Below are 17,344 nucleotides of genomic sequence, written 5' to 3' on the forward strand. Positions count from 1 at the left end.
GACCAGCCGCAACGATCCTCGGTCAAGTATTTGCCGGTTGCCTCGCGACACACCGGCGGCAATGCGGTCGCTCCGGCCGTGTTGCTCATACCGTTTTGAGTGTGGACTTCCCCCTTAGCAGCTCTGTGATCCTTGTCATTGCTGTTGCGCTCTGGATTGTCTGGGTCGCACCCTACGTGCTCCGGAACGGACGCCACCAGCTGCAGCCCGCGGGCGAGCACCTGGCGGATGTCGTTGACAATGCAGCAGCCGACCCGCAAGCCGGGAAGGTCATGATGATGACGCCCCAGCAGGAGAGACCCGTGAGCACTTCCCACAGCAGAGTCCCCGCCCTGAGCTCCACTCCTCCTGCCAGTGATCCAAGGCATGAAGAGGCCGGCCAGGTTTTCCGGATCCGGTACGGGCGCCTCGGGCTTGCGTTGGCCGGCTTGCTCTGCCTTATCACGGGTGTCGTCTCTGCCGCGCTGCGGCTCTTCGGGATCGGCTCCGGCTGGCTGCCCGTCGGGACCCTGCTCGCCGCTATCGGATCGGTCGCGTTGCTCCGGCGGCTTGCCGTGCGCGACCGCCGACGCAAAGTGAACGATGCCTTCAGGGCCGCAATGAGCGCACCCTCCAGTGCCCCGGCGGAATTCGCTCAGCAATCAGCGCCACGCGAGACTGAGCTGCGCCGTGAGAGCCCTCTCTTCGACGCCCAGGCCGTTGCTCCCACGACCGCCCCGGACCCGATGCCGAAACCACTCGCAGCCTGGGAACTCCGGGAAGCGGCGCTGGCGGAAGCGGTTGCGTCCGGCGATCTCGCGGCTCGCCTGGACCAGGGCACCGAACCTTCCGAGGGCGCCCCGTGGGAGCCGGTGGAGGTGCCCAAGCCCACGTATGTCGAAGCGGCAAAAGCTGAGCGTGCGGCCCCGGGGCCGCTGGACCTGCCAGATGCGCCCAAGGCTGTTGGCAAGCCGTCGCTGAAGCAGGGCGCTAACCAGGCAGCAGCTGCCGTTTCTGCCGACGCCGACGACGACGCGAAAGCCGTCGGTAAGGGCCAGCGGGCGCTGAGCAACCTGGACGACGTCCTTCAGCGCCGCCGCGCCTGAACCTTCCTTCGCAACCCCGGGCAGCCACTGCGGCGGCCCGGGGTTTTTGCGTCCAGGGACTGCCTTGGACCGCTACCACGCGGTAACCTCGGGGCATGACACGAATTTGCGTTGCAGGCGGAACCGGGCAGGTAGGCCGAGAGGTTGTGCGGCAGGCGGTTGCGCGCGGGGTCTCCGCAGCCGCCCTCAGCCGCCGCCCGCCGTCGCCCGGTGCTCCCGGCAGGACCGACGGCGCGGACTATTTCCGCGGTGATGTCACCACCGGCGAGGGTTTGGTGGCGGCGCTTGTAGGTGCGGATGTGGTGATCGACTGCCTTGAGGGGCAGTCGGGCAGGTCCCTGAAAAACTTCGCCGACGGCGGGGCAAGGCTGCTGGCGGCAGCCCAAGATGCCGGGGTGACCAAGGCTGTGGTGCTGTCCATCATCAACTGCGACCGAAGCGGGTTCCGCTATTACCGTTCCAAAGCTGCGAAGGAGCAGGTTTACGAACGCTCCGGTCTCGAAACGGTGGTGCTCCGGGCGACACAGTTTCATTCGCTGCTGGCACAACTCTTCGCGGCAGGCTCGAAGGTCCGGATGATCCCGGTGGTCAAGGGCGCCCGGTTCCAGCCGATCTCGCCCGCCGAGGTCGCTGCTGCCCTGTTAGACGCCGCACTGGAGCCGTCGTCGGGCGATCGTCACCGCGTCCGAACCATCGGGGGACCGGAGGTCGCCGGCATGGCGGAACTGGCGCTGGACTGGAAGCAGGCAACCGCCTCGCGCGGACGCCTGGTGCCGCTGCCGCTGCCCGGGCCCATGGGAAAATACCTGCGCGCGGGCCTGAACGTGATCCCGGAGGAACGACACGGCACCGAGACATTCCGTGGCTGGCTGGCAAAGCGCGCAGATACTTTGTAGCCTAGGGTAACCGGCGACGCCGTTCCTTCTGGACCGGCGTTGCTTCGGGGCTATAGCTCAGTTGGTAGAGCGCTTCGTTCGCATCGAAGAGGTCAGGAGTTCGAATCTCCTTAGCTCCACCATAGATGTCTTATTCGAACCCATGGTTGAAAAGACGGCAGACAGTGAAATCGCCTCTGACGCCCCCGCATTGCGGGGGCGTCTTTCTGTTCCAGCCATGGCGTATTCGCCCTGGCGGCCGCCAGACCCCTCCCGGACAGCCCTGGCGCGATGGATCCCGGCGAACGGGTTAGCCAGATCCGTAGTCAGGCCGCCTCGCTCATCAACGTAGATCTTTTCAAAGAACGACTGATTCATCATGCGGCGGATACTGTCCGGCACCAGAGCAGCTATGCAAATATGGAAGTTTCAGCCTCCCGAAGGGTTCTCAACCGGTGTACCGTCGGGGTCTTCCGTAATAGGCGTGTCATCCTCAGGTTTGGTGCTCGGGTTGTTGGTTTGAGGGTCCTTGGGCTCGCCGGTGGGCTGCTCTTCGGGTTCTTGATCGCTCACGATGTCCCTCCTGTTGATTCGTGCCATGTGTCCAGTGAAGTAACCCCACTACAATGGGCGCATGTTTACGGGTTCGGCTGGTAGCCGGTCGGATTCGGCTGCCAGCATCATAAGCATGCTTAGGATCGGCTTTTCAAGTCCTATGCGCCTGCATGGCTCGTCTGTTGGCCTTGGTGCATGGAGGCGGAAAGGGACGAAGACCGCGCCACGACTCGTATCAGACCCGGGCCTAGCGTAAGACCGGGAGGGGTCGAGGAGTCACAATCTGCAGATCTCGCGCGACGAAAAGCTTACGAAGCAGCGGACTCCAGGGTCAGGGTCTCGAAAGCGGGGGTCGGGAGCCGACTGCAGCCACCGAGAGCGTGCGTCATCATCGCGCTGCTCGGGCTGAGTTGAGCCCTAAACGGGCGGCCACCTCGCCCGGGCGGTGGAAGCGGAAGAAAAACGGTCCGAGGTCACCCCTGCCGAGCGTGGCGGTTAGAGCGAGATCACGTTCTCGGTCAGCTTGAGAGCATCGGCATCGGCGGCGAAGAGGGTACTCGGTGGTATTGGCTCCGCGTCGATGGCGTCATAGATCGACGCGAAGTTCGTGTTGAAGGCCTTCGCTGTGGGTCCACCGGTAATCGCTTGGACCTGTCGCGCAATCGAGTCTTAGCCGGACGGACGATCGCCAAAGGTGTGGGTGGCATCGATTGTCACCTGCCCGGCCAGGCCGGAGACCTTGGCCAACCCGGCCACGATCGAGTCTCCCGGAATGGAGACCACCACAACCTGGGCGGCAGTTGCATCACCGCCGCCCCGGCCAAACGGGGAGCTGCGCGCCATACAGGTAGGTGGCCGGGCCGTCTGGCGCTTAGGCCTTCATGATCTCGAGTGCTACATCGCCGCCGCGTACCGGCGCACCGCCGAACGGGTCGCCGCCGATGAGATCGTAGACGACGGGGAGCCGAACCTCGAGTAGCGGGCACTGGCTTTTCGGAGGGTCACCTGCCTCCGCTCACCCGCACACCGCCAACCGCCCCTGTCCACGGAGTATCGCCCGGGCCGGGCAGGAACAGATGCGCGAAAACGTACCCCTGCTGAAGTGCAATGACCTGCGAAGTGGCACCGGTGCAATCCAGCGTGACTTCCACCGGTTGAAAGGGGGCGCCAGGATGCTCCTGCCCAACGAAGACCATCGCACTGGAAGCACCAACACAGGCTGCGGTGACGGTGTACTGCCCGGCCGCCGGCACCCTCTCCAATTTGCCAAAGCCCCTGAGCGGGCCGTCCAGTGGTCCCACATCGGAAAGGAGGACCCGACCCGGTGATGCCCCGAGGAGTCGCTCCAGCTCAGCGTAATTCTCCGCTTCCTGCTCCAGGACCTGGGTGTTGTTGTATGGCTGATGGGACGCTGTTACGGGCGCGGGGTCAGCTGTTGGGGTGTACTCGGGGACAGGCTCGGGCTCGGGGTCGTCATACGCGCACCCCGTCATGCCGCCCAGAGGCAACAGCAGGCAAAGGGCAACTGCAAGCAGGTGCCGCATGTCCCTCATTCCCACGCTTCCATGGTGGGCAACGGTGCCGTTCAATACAACCGCTTTCGGAGGCTCGCGGCCCGGAATATCAATCCTGTCGGTGCTGCACCCAGTTCATCAGTACCACTGGCACGGCAGTTTGGTCTCAACCTGAACTAGCAGCGAGATTTTTTCATCCGACCGGCACCGGGCCACATGGCATACTCCTTCGAGACTTCGGACAAAACCCGGCAGGACTGTGATTGCGGCTCATCTGGGTACGTCGGCCATGATTGGCGAGAAATTCGGCGTCCGCGCCTACGCCTGAGACAAGCCTGACTTGAAGGTGTGCATCCGGTGCAGCCCGAGGAAGTACAACCCACGGACTGGAGTGACGCCGCGCTGCTGGTCGGGCCTGCCGTGGCCGTCGAACACCGGGATCCCGATCATCCAGTTGAAGTCGTAGGCATGGCCGGTCGCCCAGATGACCGTTTTGATGCCTTTCCTAGCGAGGTTCAGCGAGTCGGCTTCTTCCACCCCAGGGAGAGGGATCGGTTCCTCCCGCTCGTCAGGGTCGAGCTGATCGTCGATCCCGTTGTTGCTGACGAACTGCCGTGCTGTCGACAAGAATGAGGTGTAGGCCTCATCGGCCTCAGCGAGCACTTGGTTCGCGTTGTCCTGGACAGCGGGGGTTGCTCCAGATGCGGCGATGACCCTGCCTATGACCCTGACACCGTGCGCGGCGAGTTGCCGAACGTTCACGTCGTATCCGCCGTTCACCCCGGTTACGACTGTGGAAGGCGGAAATTTGGCGCGCGAGATCGGTAACGCGTGGGGTCGATCTGCAGAACGGATGGTGGAACGTCATGGGCCAGTTCGGGGATCCGTGCACGCTGAAACCGCAACGAATCCCATCTTTCGGCGCGCCAGCGTTCACCGATCCGCCGGCGTTCCAAGACGACGTGCTCGCGCCCTCGCCGCTGCAGGACGCTGCTCATCGCGAGCCCGGCCTGGCCGCCCCCGATGACAACGACGTCCTGCTGCTCCCTCATGCTCAGCCCCGTGCGGAGTGGTGACACGCTGAGCGTACCAGCGGCGGTCCACAGGATGGGAGAGAGACACCCGCCGCAATTCAGATACAGCCAGTCTTCTGAGGGAAGCGAGATTCGTTGCCCTGGAGTTCCCGGCAGCGCGCCCAGTCTCAGGAACTATAGATCAATAGGACATTGCTCTGGCCTGTGGCTTTTTCCGGTGCGAGTTCGTGCTGGCCTGACGTGCGGCGGGGCGCCCCTCTGCCGTGCCTTCATAGCCGCGGGCCTACCGGTTCTATCAGCCGAGTAAGGCCGGGCCAAGCACCGGCGCCAGTTTCGCCGAGAACGCCGGAGTGAGGTGATCACCGTCGACAAATACGGGAGTGTTGCCGACAAAGGATGGGCAGAGGCCGTCCTTCGAGCAGAACCAGGAGAACGTCGAAACGTACTTCACGCCGGGCACGGCCGCTGCGGCGTCCTTGTCTGCCTGGAGGACTGCCTTATAGGAGCCACCGTCACTCACGCAAGCCCAGGGCTTGCTGATCTTGGTCGCGCACTTCTGAAGGTTCACCCCTGATGATGCGGGCGACAGCAGGACCACCTGCGCCTTCGAAAGCCCCTCAATCGTTTTAAGGGTTTCGATGCTGGCCTGCCGCCAGGAGTCATAGACGTCGGGGTTGTCTTTGGCGCCGATCATTCGATTCGGCGATTTGAGCGCGCTTGAGACGATGACCATCTGTGGCTGGATTTTGCGCACCTTGTCGAGGGCCCACTGCTGGTGAGCGCTGCAGATCTGTTCAAAACCAGGGTCAGTGGGGCGGGTCATGGGCACTTCGATAGCCGGGCACTGTCCCCGCGTCAGGACCTGAATCTTCCATCCCTGCTTGCCGATGGACTCACGCAGCCCCGGCATCCAGCTGATGGCCGCCGAGTCCCCGAGCAGGACGGCGGTCTTGGTTGCCGCGCGGTCACCGTAGAGGCAGCGGCCAACATTCTGGTCGTCGGTGTCGAGGCAGGCATCATCCTTCCACTCCGGCACCAAGGCCCCGTTGAGGGAATCGATGCTCGGTTGAAGCTCCGGCCATGCCTGGGCATCCAACGCGGCTGTGATCTGCAACGCGAATAACGCCTCCGGTGTGGGGCCAGTCTGCCGGGGCATAGCAGTGCTGCCCGCGCTGGCAGGCGCCGGTGTAGAAGTAGTAGCGTTGCCTGCGACAGTTGGCGGGACCGCAGGCGATGGCGCAGTTGCGCCAAGAGCCGTGACGGTGGTGGCAAGAACCAGCAGGGAAAGCACCCCCAACCCGACGTACTTCAGCCGATCACCCGATGGCAGCCGGCGCTTCTTTTCAGGTTCCAGCCATGAGGATTTCCGCACCTTATCTTCCACGAGGTGGTAGGACAGAGCTGAAACGGCAAGTAAGGCGGCGAGCACCATGAGGTCATTAGCAGCGCTGGTCCGCGGAAGCAGGGTTTCCCGGATGATGATGACGGGGAAGTGCCAAAGGTAAATCGAGTATGAGATGTCGCCCAGATAGACGGTGACCTTATTGGTTAGCGGGTACAGCCGACTGTCCCCACCGGTGCCCGAAGCGATAACGAGAGCCGCGGCCAGCGCCGGTAAGGCTGCGCCAGGCGCAGGAAACGGCGTCTCGGAACTGATGACGAAAAGGCTGGCTGTGATGCCAGCTAACCCGACGTATCCGAGTGAGGGCCTCAGCGCGCCTGGTATCGGCTGGAGCGCCGGGACCATCAGGGCCAGCAGCGCACCGATCCCCAACTCCCAGACGCGGGACGTCGTTGAGAAGTAGGCGATGGTGGGGGCGTTGGCAGTTTGAACAGCAGCGATCAGGAAGCTCCCGGCGACGATGAACACCATCACCAGGGTCAGGACACGCCGGGCCCGAGAGACCTCCCACTTCAGCCGGTGGACCAGCAAACCAAGGATGCCGACGATGATCAACGGCCACACCACATAGAACTGTTCTTCGACGGCGAGGGACCAGAAATGCTGCAGTGGAGACACTGGCCCGGCGGCCTGCATGTAGTCCGTCCCAACCGCCACAAAGCGCCAGTTCGCTCCGAAGACCAGCGCGAACAATCCATCCCAGGTAATCTCCTTTGCTCGGCCAGCAGGGAACACCGCCCAGGCTGCTGCCAGGGTGACGGCCAGGACGAGCACCGCTGCCGGGAGAATCCTTCGGGCCCGCTTCCGGTAAAAGCCAGCGAAAGAAATGCGCCCCTGCTTCTCATGAGAGCGCAAGGGAATGCCGGTGATCAGGAACCCCGAGATAACAAAGAACACGTCCACACCAACGAACCCACCCGCTGGCCACTCGAACAAATGGTCCGCGACCACAGCCATGACAGCCACGGCGCGAAGACCCTGGATGTCACGGCGGAGCCTGTGTTTCTTTGGCATCTGGTTTGTCTCTTGGTGAAGCGTCGATTCAGCCGACATCTAAGTCCCCCGCCTCGAAACCTGCCCCTGCTTGCCAGCCAAGCCAGGTGATCGCTTCCTGGGCGATGGGGGCCGGCACAGTGTGGGATCCATGGAACTCCCGGTAGGTAACGTCGTAGCCATTCCGCCTGAGGAGTGGCACCAATCTGCGACTGGTGCGATCGATCGGCAGGACGCTGTCGCTGTCTCCGTGGGAAAGGAAGACACGGGGCTGGCCTACCCGGGTTGCGGGAGGAATAAAGCCTGGGGAAAAGGCAATGATGCTGGAAAACAGGTTCCCGTTGGCCAGGCCTAAGCCCAGCGCATACGAAGCACCATCTGAGAACCCGCCGACGGCGGTGCGGTTCAGGTCCACGGGCGCCAGCTGGAAGATCCGCTCCAGTGCCTGGTCGATCAGCTGCACGTCAGGTCCGAAGTCGCCGCGGATGCCATCCCAAGTGGGCCCCTGTGATGACGGTGCCGCCATGATGATCTTGTGCGCGTCGGCAAAAGCTGACAGTAGGCCCAGGCCTCCTGCCGCATCCCCTCCGGCGCCGTGGAGCAGAAGAATTAGTGGGGCCGGCACGCTGGCCTCAAGCCCGGGAGGCACATAGAGCAGCGTGTCCCTGACGGATTCCAGGCCGAGCAGACGCTGCCCTGGAAGAGGCACTGAGGCGGGGGACCTGTCGGGTCTGGCGCTCAGTACAGCGGGATGTCGCTGGGCTCCCGGAGGGTACATGTCTACTCCCGAACACGCGGAGAGGGCAGCAGGCGCCGCGAGGGCTCCTGCACAAATCAAGAAGCTTCGTCGTGCTATCACCTGGGCTGCCAAATGGTTAGTGGCTGGTGACTCTTTAGTGCGGTTCAAACTATGGCGCGGTCCAGCGGTCAGCAACAGCGCCTGTTGTCAGGGGTAGATTGCCTGTTCTGATGGTAAGACGACCGGGGCGCCGTAACCAGCAAGGGGGATTGGTGGTTTTGCCGGCGTGTTCAACGGGGCAAGGATTTACCTGTACTGGCGCATCTCAGCGGTGGCCACAATCGGCGTTACGAGGGACTGGGGAACCAAAGATTCGTTCTAGCGTGGCTGGAGGCAAGGAATCGTTGCAGTTCACACCCTAAGGCTCTTCCTGGTCGAGCCCCCGGCTGGTTCAGCTGCCATGCCCACCGGCGTCTCAGGAACTATACCTGTCATTCACCTGGGTGGCCGACAGGGTCTGTCCCGCGAATCAGCTGAACCGGCGGGCGTGTGTTAATCCTGAAGCCCGCACGCTGCCAGCCCTAGGATACTCCATTCCCGGGAACCCAGCGGAAAGTGCTGAGCCACAGCAGCACGCCCGCCAGCCCGACCATTCCCGGGGCGAGCACCGGGGAGGCGCCAACTGACCCGGTGGCGGCCGCCCACAGGTGCGACATTGCCGACATCGACTCCCACTTGCCGGTGAAGCGCCCGCTGAGCGGACCAGCGTCCAGGTTCGCGCTGACATGTTGGTAAATACCGAACGCACTGCCTATTGCGGCTACCACTGCGGTCCCTTGCAGGATCCGCGCGGTCGTCGTGGAGCGACGAGTCAGCCATGCCGCCGCGGCGAGAAGCAGGAGGCCCAGGACCGCCCAGGGCACGAACTGGCCAGGGGTCTGCCAGTGGTGCAGCATCGCGAGCTCGGCGCAGGCTCCGAGAGCGGTGCCAACGCCGAGCCACGTCAGTATGCGGCGATATAGGGCGACCAGCTTCACCGGGTCGGAGCTGGCTGCTACGGTGCTCACCACGCTCAACCCACCTTGAGGGAACTGAGCACCCTTCGCAGCTGATCCTGGGAGATGTCGTACTTCCCGAGCTCCTCGGTCAGCTTGGGCTGGAGATTCTCGGCCGTGTAGGGGGCATACTCCTTGACCTCATCGGCCCACTTCTCGGGGTTATCGACCCCGGCCGACCGCAGTGCCGCTGTCACATCGTCGGCCGTCGCAGTGTTCGGATCGACGGTCTGCACGGCGGTGCCTGTAGCGGCCGACGAAGCAACCAATGGGGAGGCCGAGGAAGCAGTCGACGAAGCGGCCGCGGGGGCCGAGGTGGCGGCAGGGCTGCCCCCGCCCGGGCTTGAGCAACCGGTGAGTGCGGCCACGAGGACAAGGGAAAGAGAGGCGAAAAGTACCGGGGTATTTTTCATACGACCGGTTTTAGCAGGCTGGATCTGAGCGCGCAAGTGCCTGCGCATGGCGGGCCTTCACCTGCTCAGCGACGTCGACAGGGGTCATGCGCATCGCGCCGGCACGGCCGCGAGGCGGTCCTCTACGCCAGGCGGAGTTGGCAACCTGTTCACGGATGAGCCGGCCCACGAATTCGGACCCGGAGGTGCCCGGGGCGCTTTCATTGTGCAGGGCGACGATCTTGGTGCCGTTCCGGGCCGCGCCGGTGACGGCGCCCTCGATGAGAGGTGCGTCCGGCAGCGAGGTGCTGCATTCGACGCGGACTTCCTCATAGTCCTGGTTGTCCAGGTCCGCTTCGTAGCGATCGCGGATGAAGTGGATGTTCACGGTGTTCCGCGCGGACACGACGTAGGAGCTGTCATCGACATGGGAGCGGCGGACGTCGATGGACTCGATGACCTCACCGTCGGCGAGTTCGTTGATGTTTTCGTCTTCGCCCGGTGCGAGGTAGACCGGGCGGGCGGCCGGATCGGCGAGGGCGATGCCGGCTTCGGCGTGGGAGACAGCGGCGAATTCGCCACCGGTGGGGACTCCGGACGGTACACGGTTCTAGTTGCTCACGCCTGTCTGTGTGCAGCGACCTTAACCAGGTGTCAGCACCCGGTTAAAGGACTTCGGCTGCCGTAGGGCCATGCCGCAAAGCCCTTGTAAAATCCTGACCCGGCCAACTAAGGGCGCACCCCGGGTTGGAGGTGCGCCCTTCGTCTGCAGTCAGGACAGTCCTACTTGAAGGCGTCCTTGACCTTTTCGCCGGCCTGTTTCACATCGCCTTTGGCCTGGTCGGTCTGACCTTCAGCCTTCAGGCTCTCGTCGCCCGTGGCGTTCCCCGCAGCTTCCTTGCCCTTACCGCCAGCCTTCTCGGCAGCGTTCTCAATCTTGTCGCCTAGTCCCATGGTGTTTCCTCCTCTGGTTTGGCAGCCGGTTGATACGGCCATAACCCCATCCTAAGCATGCTTAGGGTTGCGATTTCAAATCCGGTGGGCCTGCTTGCGTGCCGCCGACCGTCTGCCTGCATGGAGGAATGACTGAGGGGCCTGGCCTACGGTCAGCGTGCCGGAACGTTGGACTTCATCACGACGTCTCGTTGGGATGAATCAACGCACCACAGTGCGGTGGCCGGCATCAAGGCGCCGCGTCCAGCCGCGCGAGTCTAGATGTTCCAGAAGGGGAACCGCCACCCGTCGTGTTGTTCCCAGCGCCTGGCGCGCCTGGCTGGTGGTGAAGGGTTGCTCCAAGCGGGCCAGCTCGCGCATCGCGAAGGCCGGCGCGGTAGGCAGCAGCACCACCCCGTCGCGCAACCGCAGCAAGCGCCCGGCGCGCTCGGCGGCAGCCAGTTCGCGAGTGCCTAGGCCCAGCCCGGCCAAGTCGTCCGCTTCCGGCGCGTGGAACGCGTCTGCCGTAAGCCTGCGCTCCAACTCGGCGATTGCGGGCCCCGCGGCGCCGAGGTTGGTATGGCTGCCGGGCAGCCGGACGTGGCCGCTCTCCTGTTCCAGGCCGGCGTGGCGCACGACGGGGGCAAGAAGCCTTTCATCGGGCAGCTTGAGCAGATCCCGCGCCGCACCCTGGGAAAGGCCCGGTGCCAACGGATCACGCTCATGCAGTGCCTCGAGCGCCGTGCGCAGCCGCTGCTGCCAGGCTTCGAAGACCGGAGCATGCACCCACCAATCGCCGAAGACGAGGACGCCGGAGGGCGCCTCCGCGTCGTGCGCACCGAGCAACCCGAGCCGACGCAGGTGTTGTTCCTGCACCGCCCCGCGGCCTGCCACTTCACTCAGCACGTCTCCGGAAGCGTCCAGGCCTGCGAGCCGCTCCGCCCAGTGGACGCCGTCGCCACGCCGCCGCAAGGCCGGGGGATCGGCGTCGAGGACTTGTGCGCCGCCCAGCACTGCCCGGCTCCCGGGGTCCCGGAGCACCAGACGGTCCCCGAGAACGAGCGGCAGGGGCCTGTCAAGGACTAGCCGGGCGTGGTCGGCACCAAAGGGACGCAGCCGGGCTGGCACCGCTGCTGTGCCGGCATGCACCATGAGCTGCTCCGGCACATCCGTGTAGGCCACGCCGGTGACGCGGTGGATGCCCAGAACGCCTGTGATGGGCCACGCGTCAGGAGTAAGCAGCGCGTCTCCGCGGCGGACGTCGGCGGCGGAAACGTCACGCAGGTTCAGCGCCACCCGGTTTACAGGACCCAGCGACGTGTATGACGTGTCGCGGCTTTGCAGGCCGCGGACCACGACGGGCCGCGAACCGTCGTGGCCGAGAAGCTGCAGCCGGTCACCCTGAGCGAGCGTTCCCGCCCCCAGCGTTCCGGTCACCACCGTTCCGGCACCGGTGATGGTAAACGAGCGGTCCACCCACAACCGGAGCCGCCCCGTGGTAGTGGGCGAAGGCACCCCGGCCAGTACGGCGCCGAGCGTGGCACGCAATTCGGCCAGGCCGGTGCCCTCGGTGGCAGACACAGCAACGGCGGGCGCGTTCTGCAGACCCGTTCCGGCCAGCTCCCTGCGGGTCCGGGCGAGCACTTCGCCGACCCGCCCGGGCGCCCGGTCGACGCGGCTGAGGACCACGACGCCGTACTCAATTCCCAGCGCAGCGACGGCGTCCCGGTGATCGCTTGACTGCGCCTGCCAGCCCTCATCGGCAGCGACGACGAAGCAGACGACGGGCGCCGGCCCGATTCCGGCAAGCATGTTGCCGAGGAAGCGTTCGTGGCCCGGTACGTCCACGAAGGCGACATCCTGCCCGGACGGCAACGTGGTCCAGGCGTAACCCAAGTCAATGGTCAGTCCGCGGCGCCGCTCTTCCTCCCAGCGGTCCGGCTCCATGCCGGTAAGGGCACGCACCAGCGTGCTCTTACCGCAATCCACATGTCCGGCGGTGGCGACGACATGCACGGTTCAGCCCGCCCTGCCTGCGTCCGCGCGGTCAAGGGTTGCCAGCGCGTGGCGTATCGCGTCGAGAATCCGGTCATCGTCCCCTTCGGGCACGCAGCGCAGATCGATCAGGCAAGAGCCGTCGTGGACGCGCGGCAGCACGGCCGGGTCGCCGGTACGCAAGGGACCCGCGGCCGCTTCGGGGAGCTGGAGGGCCCATCCCGGCAGGGCAACACCGGGTGCTCCGCCGCCGCCGACCCGGCCTTCGTGCGCGACGACCGGCACCCGGAGCGCCTCGGCGAGCCGGTCCGTACGGCTCCGCAGCTGATCCAGGTCCGCGTGCAACGCCTGGACCACCGGCGGTAATCCGCCCGCGAGCGTCGCCTCCAGCGCGGCAAGGGCAAGCTTGTCGGCCCGAAGGGCACGGGCAAGCGGGTGGCGTGCCAACCGGGTGATGATCTCCTTGCGACCGAGCAGCAAACCGGCCTGTGGTCCGCCCAGCAGTTTGTCGCCGCTGGCGATGACGACGTCGGCCCCGCTGGCCAACGCGGTGGCAACGTCCGGTTCTTCGGGCAGGTACGGATCCGGCGCCAGCAGTCCACTGCCCAGGTCGGCCACCAGTGCAACCCCGTGCTCCGCGGTCAGCGGGCTCAGGTCACCCAGCGGAACGGCGGAGGTGAATCCATCGACCCGGAAGTTGCTCGGGTGGACCTTGAGCACGCAACCGGTGGCCGGTCCGAGGACGCTGGCGTAGTCCCGCAGGTGCGTCCGGTTGGTCGTGCCCACCTCGCGCAGCCTTGCGCCCGTCGATTCGATCAGGTCCGGCAGCCGGAAGCCGGCACCGATCTCAACCAGTTCCCCGCGGCTCACCACCACCTCCCGGCCGGCGGCGAGGGCTGTGGTGGCCAGCACCAGCGCCGCAGCCCCGTTGTTGACCACCAGCGCGTCCTCGGCAGCGGGACAGGCGGCGAGCAAGGCAGCCCGGACACCGGCGCCGCGGCGGGAGCGGCTGCCGCTTGCCAGATCCAGCTCCACGTCGACGTAGCCGCTGGCAGCGACAAGTGCTTCAACCGCACTTGCCGAAAGCGGTGCGCGGCCGAGGTTGGTATGGACAATGACGCCGGTTGCGTTGAGCACCGGGCGGAGGGTTGTCGCCGTACACGCCGCGACGGCGGCCAGCAGGGCGGGTTCCACCTGGCCGGGAGCGAGCTCCCCGCGCCGCGCCTGTTCCTGGGTCTGCCGGACAAGTTCGCGGATGACGCGTGCACTCAGGCGCTTCCCGGCGGCGCGGACGGCCGGCAGGGCCAGCAGATCATCGGTGCGCGGAATCAGGCGGCGCGGATCGACCTGGTCCACAGTCCCTCCTCGTTCCGCGGCATGCGCACCAGTGGTTGGCGGAGGCGGACGGGAATCGAACCCGCCAGGCCGAGATACTCAACCTCACCGGTTTTGAAGACCGGGGGGCCCACCAGGACCCGGACGCCACCGCGTTCAATCTAGCAGATTGTCCACGGGGGTACGCTGGGGGAGTGAACGAGACCCAGACGTCTATTCTGAAACTCCACGACGACGCCGTCGGGGCTGTCCGGCTCACCGGCTATGCCCACGGTGGTGGGTGCGCGTGCAAAATCCCGCCCGGCGAACTCGAAGAAGTTGTTCGCGGCCTCACCGGCCAGCCTGGCGCGGACGTGCTGGTCGGTCTCGACAGCGGCGACGACGCAGCAGCGGTCCTGGTGCGTGACGACCTGGCGGTACTGTCCACCGCCGACTTCTTCACTCCCGTTGTCGACGACGCCTTTGACTGGGGCCGGATCGCGGCCGCCAACGCGCTCTCGGACATCTACGCGATGGGCGGGCGCCCGATCATGGCGATCAACCTCGTCGGCTGGCCCCGCGGCGTGCTCCCGCTGGAGTTGATGACTGAAGTCCTCCGCGGCGGCCTGAGCGTCGCGACCGAGGCGGGGTGCCCGGTGATCGGCGGGCACTCCATTGACGATCCGGAACCGAAATACGGCATGGCGGTAACAGGCGTCGCCCAACCCGACCGGCTGCTGCGCAACGACGCTGCCAAGCCCGGGCTGCCGCTCACGCTGACCAAGCCGATCGGCGTGGGACTGCTGAATAACCGGCACAAGCAGACCGGCGAAGTGTTCGCCGAAGCGATCGCGACAATGACGCGCCTCAACCGCGACGCGGCCGGGGCTGCAGTGGCGGCCGGAGTGCGTGCGGCCACGGACGTGACCGGCTTCGGTCTCCTTGGACACTTGTACAAGATGTGCCGCGCCTCCGGAGTGGGGGCGGTGATCGATCGGAAGGCAGTGCCTCTCGTCGACGGCGCCCGGGAGGCGCTGCGGGACGGCTTTGTTTCCGGCGGCACCCGGCGCAACCTCGATTGGGTTCGGCCGCAGCTAAGGCTTGCTCCGGGCGTCACCGAAGACGATCTTCTCGTACTTGCCGATGCACAGACCTCGGGCGGCCTGCTCGTCGTCGGTGAGCTGCCCGGGCATCCTGTAATCGGTCATACGGTCGCGGGCCAGGGCATCGAGATCCGCTGAACCCGCTGAACCAGCAGAACTAGGTCCGGCCGGTCATCGGGCAGTGGTGATCGAATCTTCGGTGATGCCGGCCGCGCGGCGGGCGGCCAGCCGGTTCTTCTGGGGTTCGATGGTGTAGCGCGGATCCCGGGCCGAGGAAAGGCCTGCCTCGAATACGCCGAACCGGGTCAGGGCCGAGGCGGCCAGCAGTGCCAACCCCGAAGCCGCGGCCACCGCCCGGTTACGCCCGCCCAGCAGCGTCCCCAGGCCGCCGGCGGCTGCCAGCCGCTCACTCCATTTCAGCATTGTGCCGGCCTTGCCCTCGTGCAGGGGCTCGGCTGCTACCGGGTCCATCCGGTGTTCCATGACGCGCATGGCGACCACGTCACCCACGACGCCCAGCATGGCAAGGTTCCGCGCGGGGCCCGCCTCGCGCACCGGAGTTGTGATCATGGCGAGCCCGGCAGAGGCGAGGGCCGCCGAACTCACGAAAACGAAAGGCAGTTCCTCGTGCGCCGCGTTCCACGTCGGCGTGGCTGTGTCGCCGAGCAGGACCGCCGTGTAGGCCGCCAGCGGTCCGGCGAACACCGCGGCCTCAATACCGGCCGGTCCCTCGACCGCCCGCAGCACGGTCCGCAACGGGCCCAACGGCAACCGCGAGCCGCTCATCCGGTCGATTTCCGCCACGGCAGACACGCCCGCGCCGGCGCTGAACGCGCTGAGAATCCACGAGCCGACACTCATCGGCGAAGTCACCTTGAAGGTCCGCAGCATATTCAGAAAGCGCTCTGGCCTGCCCAGGTCCTTCACCAGGGCGACAGCACCGAGGCTCACCGCCGTCAGGGAACTCAGGCGGGCATTCCGGCGCAGCGTCGGCCGTCCGGTCAGCTGTCCGCCTAGGCCAAGCAGAGCGGAACCCGCTGCGACCCCTCCAAGGAACAGGTAGGCGGCAACGTCGTCGCCCCACGGCGCCGGCTTAACCACCGGACGGCCGTAGTACGAGGTGAATTCCGGCTCCGGAACCATAGGCATTTCCCGGGATCCGTCACCATTGTCCCGGCGGCGGCCGGTGCCGCGCTTGTCGCCGGCACGGCGGCGTCGGGCGGGCTCCGGGGGCCGGAAGCTGTCGAACTCGGAGAGGCTCACTCCCGTCCTCCCAGGAAAGCCAGTGCCGCTGCCACGGCCATGCCCGCCACCGCCATCCCGGCCCGCCGGTACATCTTGGGCAGATCGGCGGTGGGCACCCGCGGGTCCGGCGGAAGTCCGTAGACCTCGGGTTCGTCGAGCAGGAGGAAGACCGATCCGGTTCCGCCGACCCCGTCGAGTTCGTTCGCGCCGTAAAGCCGCGCCTCGGTCATGCCCTGCGCGTGCAGGTCGGCGACCCGTTCCCGGGCCGTCTCCACCATGTCGTCGTGGTCGCCGAACTTGATCGACGTCGTCGGGCAGGCTTTGGCGCACGCGGGCGTCTCATCGGCGACCAGCCGGTCGTAGCAGAGGGTGCACTTCTGGGCGACGCCCACGTTGGGGACCTCGGGATGCTTGGCGTGCTGTTCGTCTCTGCTGGTGGCGACCTTCACCGTGCCATTGCTGCGGCGCTCGATCACGCCGAAGGGGCACCCGGCCACGCAGGTTCCGCACCCGTTGCAGACGTCGTCCTGGACCACCACGGTGCCGAACTCGGTGCGGAAAAGCGCCCCGGTCGGGCAAACGTCGAGGCACCCGGCGTGGGTGCAGTGCTTGCAGACGTCGGAGGACATCAGCCAGCGGAAGTCTGCCGTGTCCGGCGGTGTGGTGTCCGCCTCCGCAAGAGTCGTCGTGGCAGGCGCTGCCGGCGCCGGAGGGCCAATGCGGGGCATGCCCAGGTTGACGAGGGCGCGTCCGGACTCCCGTGCCTCCGTGATGCGTTCCTGGCCCTGTTCGATGAAGGCGACATGCCGCCAGGTGCTGGCGCCCAGCGATCCGGTGTTGTCGTAGGAGGATCCGAGCAGCTCCAGATTCCCGTCCTGCGGATTGTGGTTCCACTCCTTGCAGGCAACTTCACAGGCCTTGCAGCCGATGCAGATCGAGGTGTCGGTGAAGAACCCCTTGCGCGGATGGCTGTGCTGCCAGTGCGCATCGGCGGTGGGGTCGGTCGGTCCGGCCAGCTGGCCCATCTAGTCCTCCAACTTTGAGTCGGTACCGGGAACGTTAGCAGAATGGCCCGGCCGCGCGGGCGGGCCATGGTGCGGACCGGTGGGA

17 protein-coding genes and 2 tRNA genes are annotated in these 17,344 nt (G+C 65.9%); 5 read left to right on the plus strand and 14 right to left on the minus strand.

The features are described 5' to 3' along the window. Positions 1-101: 101 nt before the first annotated feature. The 3 genes from QFZ65_RS06490 (at position 102) to QFZ65_RS06500 (ending at position 2,103) form a co-directional block, all read left to right on the plus strand. Positions 102-1,085 (plus strand): hypothetical protein, encoded by a 984-nt coding sequence (locus QFZ65_RS06490; protein ID WP_306909132.1) that lies wholly within the window; start codon positions 102-104, stop codon positions 1,083-1,085. 95 nt (positions 1,086-1,180) lie between these two features. Continuing rightward, complete coding sequence (locus tag QFZ65_RS06495) at positions 1,181-1,981, plus strand: SDR family oxidoreductase (RefSeq protein WP_306909134.1); 801 nt, start codon at positions 1,181-1,183, stop codon at positions 1,979-1,981. A 46-nt stretch (positions 1,982-2,027) separates the two neighbouring features. After that, a tRNA-Ala gene (locus tag QFZ65_RS06500) sits at positions 2,028-2,103 on the plus strand. Between the two features lie 286 nt (positions 2,104-2,389). Here QFZ65_RS06500 and QFZ65_RS06505 read toward each other — a convergent pair. Beyond that, a complete protein-coding gene (locus QFZ65_RS06505) occupies positions 2,390-2,533 on the minus strand; it encodes a hypothetical protein (RefSeq protein ID WP_306909136.1) in 144 nt (47 codons plus the stop codon). A 682-nt stretch (positions 2,534-3,215) separates the two neighbouring features. On the opposite strand from QFZ65_RS06505, the gene QFZ65_RS06510 reads away from it, so the two are divergent. Beyond that, the gene (locus tag QFZ65_RS06510; RefSeq protein WP_306909138.1) at positions 3,216-3,494 is read left to right on the plus strand and encodes a hypothetical protein; all 279 of its coding nucleotides are present in this window, start codon (positions 3,216-3,218) and stop codon (positions 3,492-3,494) included. A gap of 853 nt (positions 3,495-4,347) precedes the next feature. On the opposite strand, the gene QFZ65_RS06515 is transcribed toward QFZ65_RS06510, so the two are convergent. From QFZ65_RS06515 to QFZ65_RS06565, 11 genes are all read right to left on the minus strand, one after another. Continuing rightward, entirely contained in the window at positions 4,348-4,791 is a 444-nt protein-coding gene (locus QFZ65_RS06515; RefSeq protein ID WP_306909140.1) for a hypothetical protein, read from the minus strand. 23 nt (positions 4,792-4,814) lie between these two features. Then, a complete protein-coding gene (locus QFZ65_RS06520) occupies positions 4,815-5,081 on the minus strand; it encodes an FAD-dependent monooxygenase (RefSeq protein WP_306909141.1) in 267 nt (88 codons plus the stop codon). Positions 5,082-5,358: 277 nt separating this feature from the next. Further along, positions 5,359-7,479 carry an acyltransferase family protein gene (locus QFZ65_RS06525; RefSeq protein ID WP_306909143.1) on the minus strand — a complete coding sequence of 707 codons (2,121 nt, stop codon included), beginning with the start codon at positions 7,477-7,479 and terminating at the stop codon, positions 5,359-5,361. A gap of 28 nt (positions 7,480-7,507) precedes the next feature. Further along, a complete protein-coding gene (locus QFZ65_RS06530; protein WP_306909145.1) occupies positions 7,508-7,921 on the minus strand; it encodes an alpha/beta hydrolase in 414 nt (137 codons plus the stop codon). An 857-nt stretch (positions 7,922-8,778) separates the two neighbouring features. Then, positions 8,779-9,264, minus strand: coding sequence for a hypothetical protein (locus QFZ65_RS06535; protein ID WP_306909147.1), 486 nt, complete (start codon positions 9,262-9,264; stop codon positions 8,779-8,781). A gap of 5 nt (positions 9,265-9,269) precedes the next feature. Then, positions 9,270-9,665, minus strand: a complete 396-nt coding sequence (locus QFZ65_RS06540; RefSeq protein ID WP_306909148.1) for a hypothetical protein — start codon at positions 9,663-9,665, stop codon at positions 9,270-9,272. A gap of 10 nt (positions 9,666-9,675) precedes the next feature. Next, positions 9,676-10,032, minus strand: a complete 357-nt coding sequence (locus QFZ65_RS06545; RefSeq protein WP_306909149.1) for a hypothetical protein — start codon at positions 10,030-10,032, stop codon at positions 9,676-9,678. Positions 10,033-10,427: 395 nt separating this feature from the next. After that, positions 10,428-10,598, minus strand: a complete 171-nt coding sequence (locus tag QFZ65_RS06550; protein ID WP_306912513.1) for a CsbD family protein — start codon at positions 10,596-10,598, stop codon at positions 10,428-10,430. Between the two features lie 201 nt (positions 10,599-10,799). Continuing rightward, positions 10,800-12,593 carry a selenocysteine-specific translation elongation factor gene (gene selB / locus QFZ65_RS06555; RefSeq protein ID WP_306909151.1) on the minus strand — a complete coding sequence of 598 codons (1,794 nt, stop codon included), beginning with the start codon at positions 12,591-12,593 and terminating at the stop codon, positions 10,800-10,802. Between the two features lie 3 nt (positions 12,594-12,596). Continuing rightward, positions 12,597-13,928 (minus strand): L-seryl-tRNA(Sec) selenium transferase, encoded by a 1,332-nt coding sequence (gene selA / locus QFZ65_RS06560; protein ID WP_306909153.1) that lies wholly within the window; start codon positions 13,926-13,928, stop codon positions 12,597-12,599. A gap of 36 nt (positions 13,929-13,964) precedes the next feature. Then, a tRNA-Sec gene (locus QFZ65_RS06565) sits at positions 13,965-14,059 on the minus strand. A 66-nt stretch (positions 14,060-14,125) separates the two neighbouring features. Between QFZ65_RS06565 and selD the strand changes: the two genes are divergently transcribed. Then, positions 14,126-15,127 carry a selenide, water dikinase SelD gene (gene selD / locus QFZ65_RS06570; RefSeq protein WP_373427632.1) on the plus strand — a complete coding sequence of 334 codons (1,002 nt, stop codon included), beginning with the start codon at positions 14,126-14,128 and terminating at the stop codon, positions 15,125-15,127. Between the two features lie 33 nt (positions 15,128-15,160). On the opposite strand, the gene nrfD is transcribed toward selD, so the two are convergent. Together nrfD and QFZ65_RS06580 are read right to left on the minus strand one after the other, a co-directional pair. Beyond that, on the minus strand, positions 15,161-16,252 hold the full coding sequence (gene nrfD, locus QFZ65_RS06575; RefSeq protein WP_306909157.1) for an NrfD/PsrC family molybdoenzyme membrane anchor subunit: 1,092 nt from the start codon (positions 16,250-16,252) through the stop codon (positions 15,161-15,163). Beyond that, a complete protein-coding gene (locus tag QFZ65_RS06580; RefSeq protein WP_306909159.1) occupies positions 16,249-17,259 on the minus strand; it encodes a 4Fe-4S dicluster domain-containing protein in 1,011 nt (336 codons plus the stop codon). The genes nrfD and QFZ65_RS06580 overlap by 4 nt, the downstream gene beginning before the upstream one ends. Between the last annotated feature and the right edge of the window lie 85 nt (positions 17,260-17,344).

This window comes from Arthrobacter sp. B3I9, from assembly GCF_030816935.1.
GTDB lineage: Bacteria > Actinomycetota > Actinomycetes > Actinomycetales > Micrococcaceae > Arthrobacter.

Bases quoted from the DNA above. Each gene is read 5' to 3' on its own strand.
- QFZ65_RS06495 (WP_306909134.1), top strand. From the start codon at position 1,181: ATGACACGAATTTGCGTTGCAGGCGGAACCGGGCAGGTAGGCCGAGAG.
- QFZ65_RS06520 (WP_306909141.1), bottom strand. From the start codon at position 5,081: ATGAGGGAGCAGCAGGACGTCGTTGTCATCGGGGGCGGCCAGGCCGGG.
- QFZ65_RS06525 (WP_306909143.1), bottom strand. From the start codon at position 7,479: ATGCCAAAGAAACACAGGCTCCGCCGTGACATCCAGGGTCTTCGCGCC.
- QFZ65_RS06540 (WP_306909148.1), bottom strand. From the start codon at position 9,665: ATGAAAAATACCCCGGTACTTTTCGCCTCTCTTTCCCTTGTCCTCGTG.
- QFZ65_RS06550 (WP_306912513.1), bottom strand. From the start codon at position 10,598: ATGGGACTAGGCGACAAGATTGAGAACGCTGCCGAGAAGGCTGGCGGT.
- QFZ65_RS06580 (WP_306909159.1), bottom strand. From the start codon at position 17,259: ATGGGCCAGCTGGCCGGACCGACCGACCCCACCGCCGATGCGCACTGG.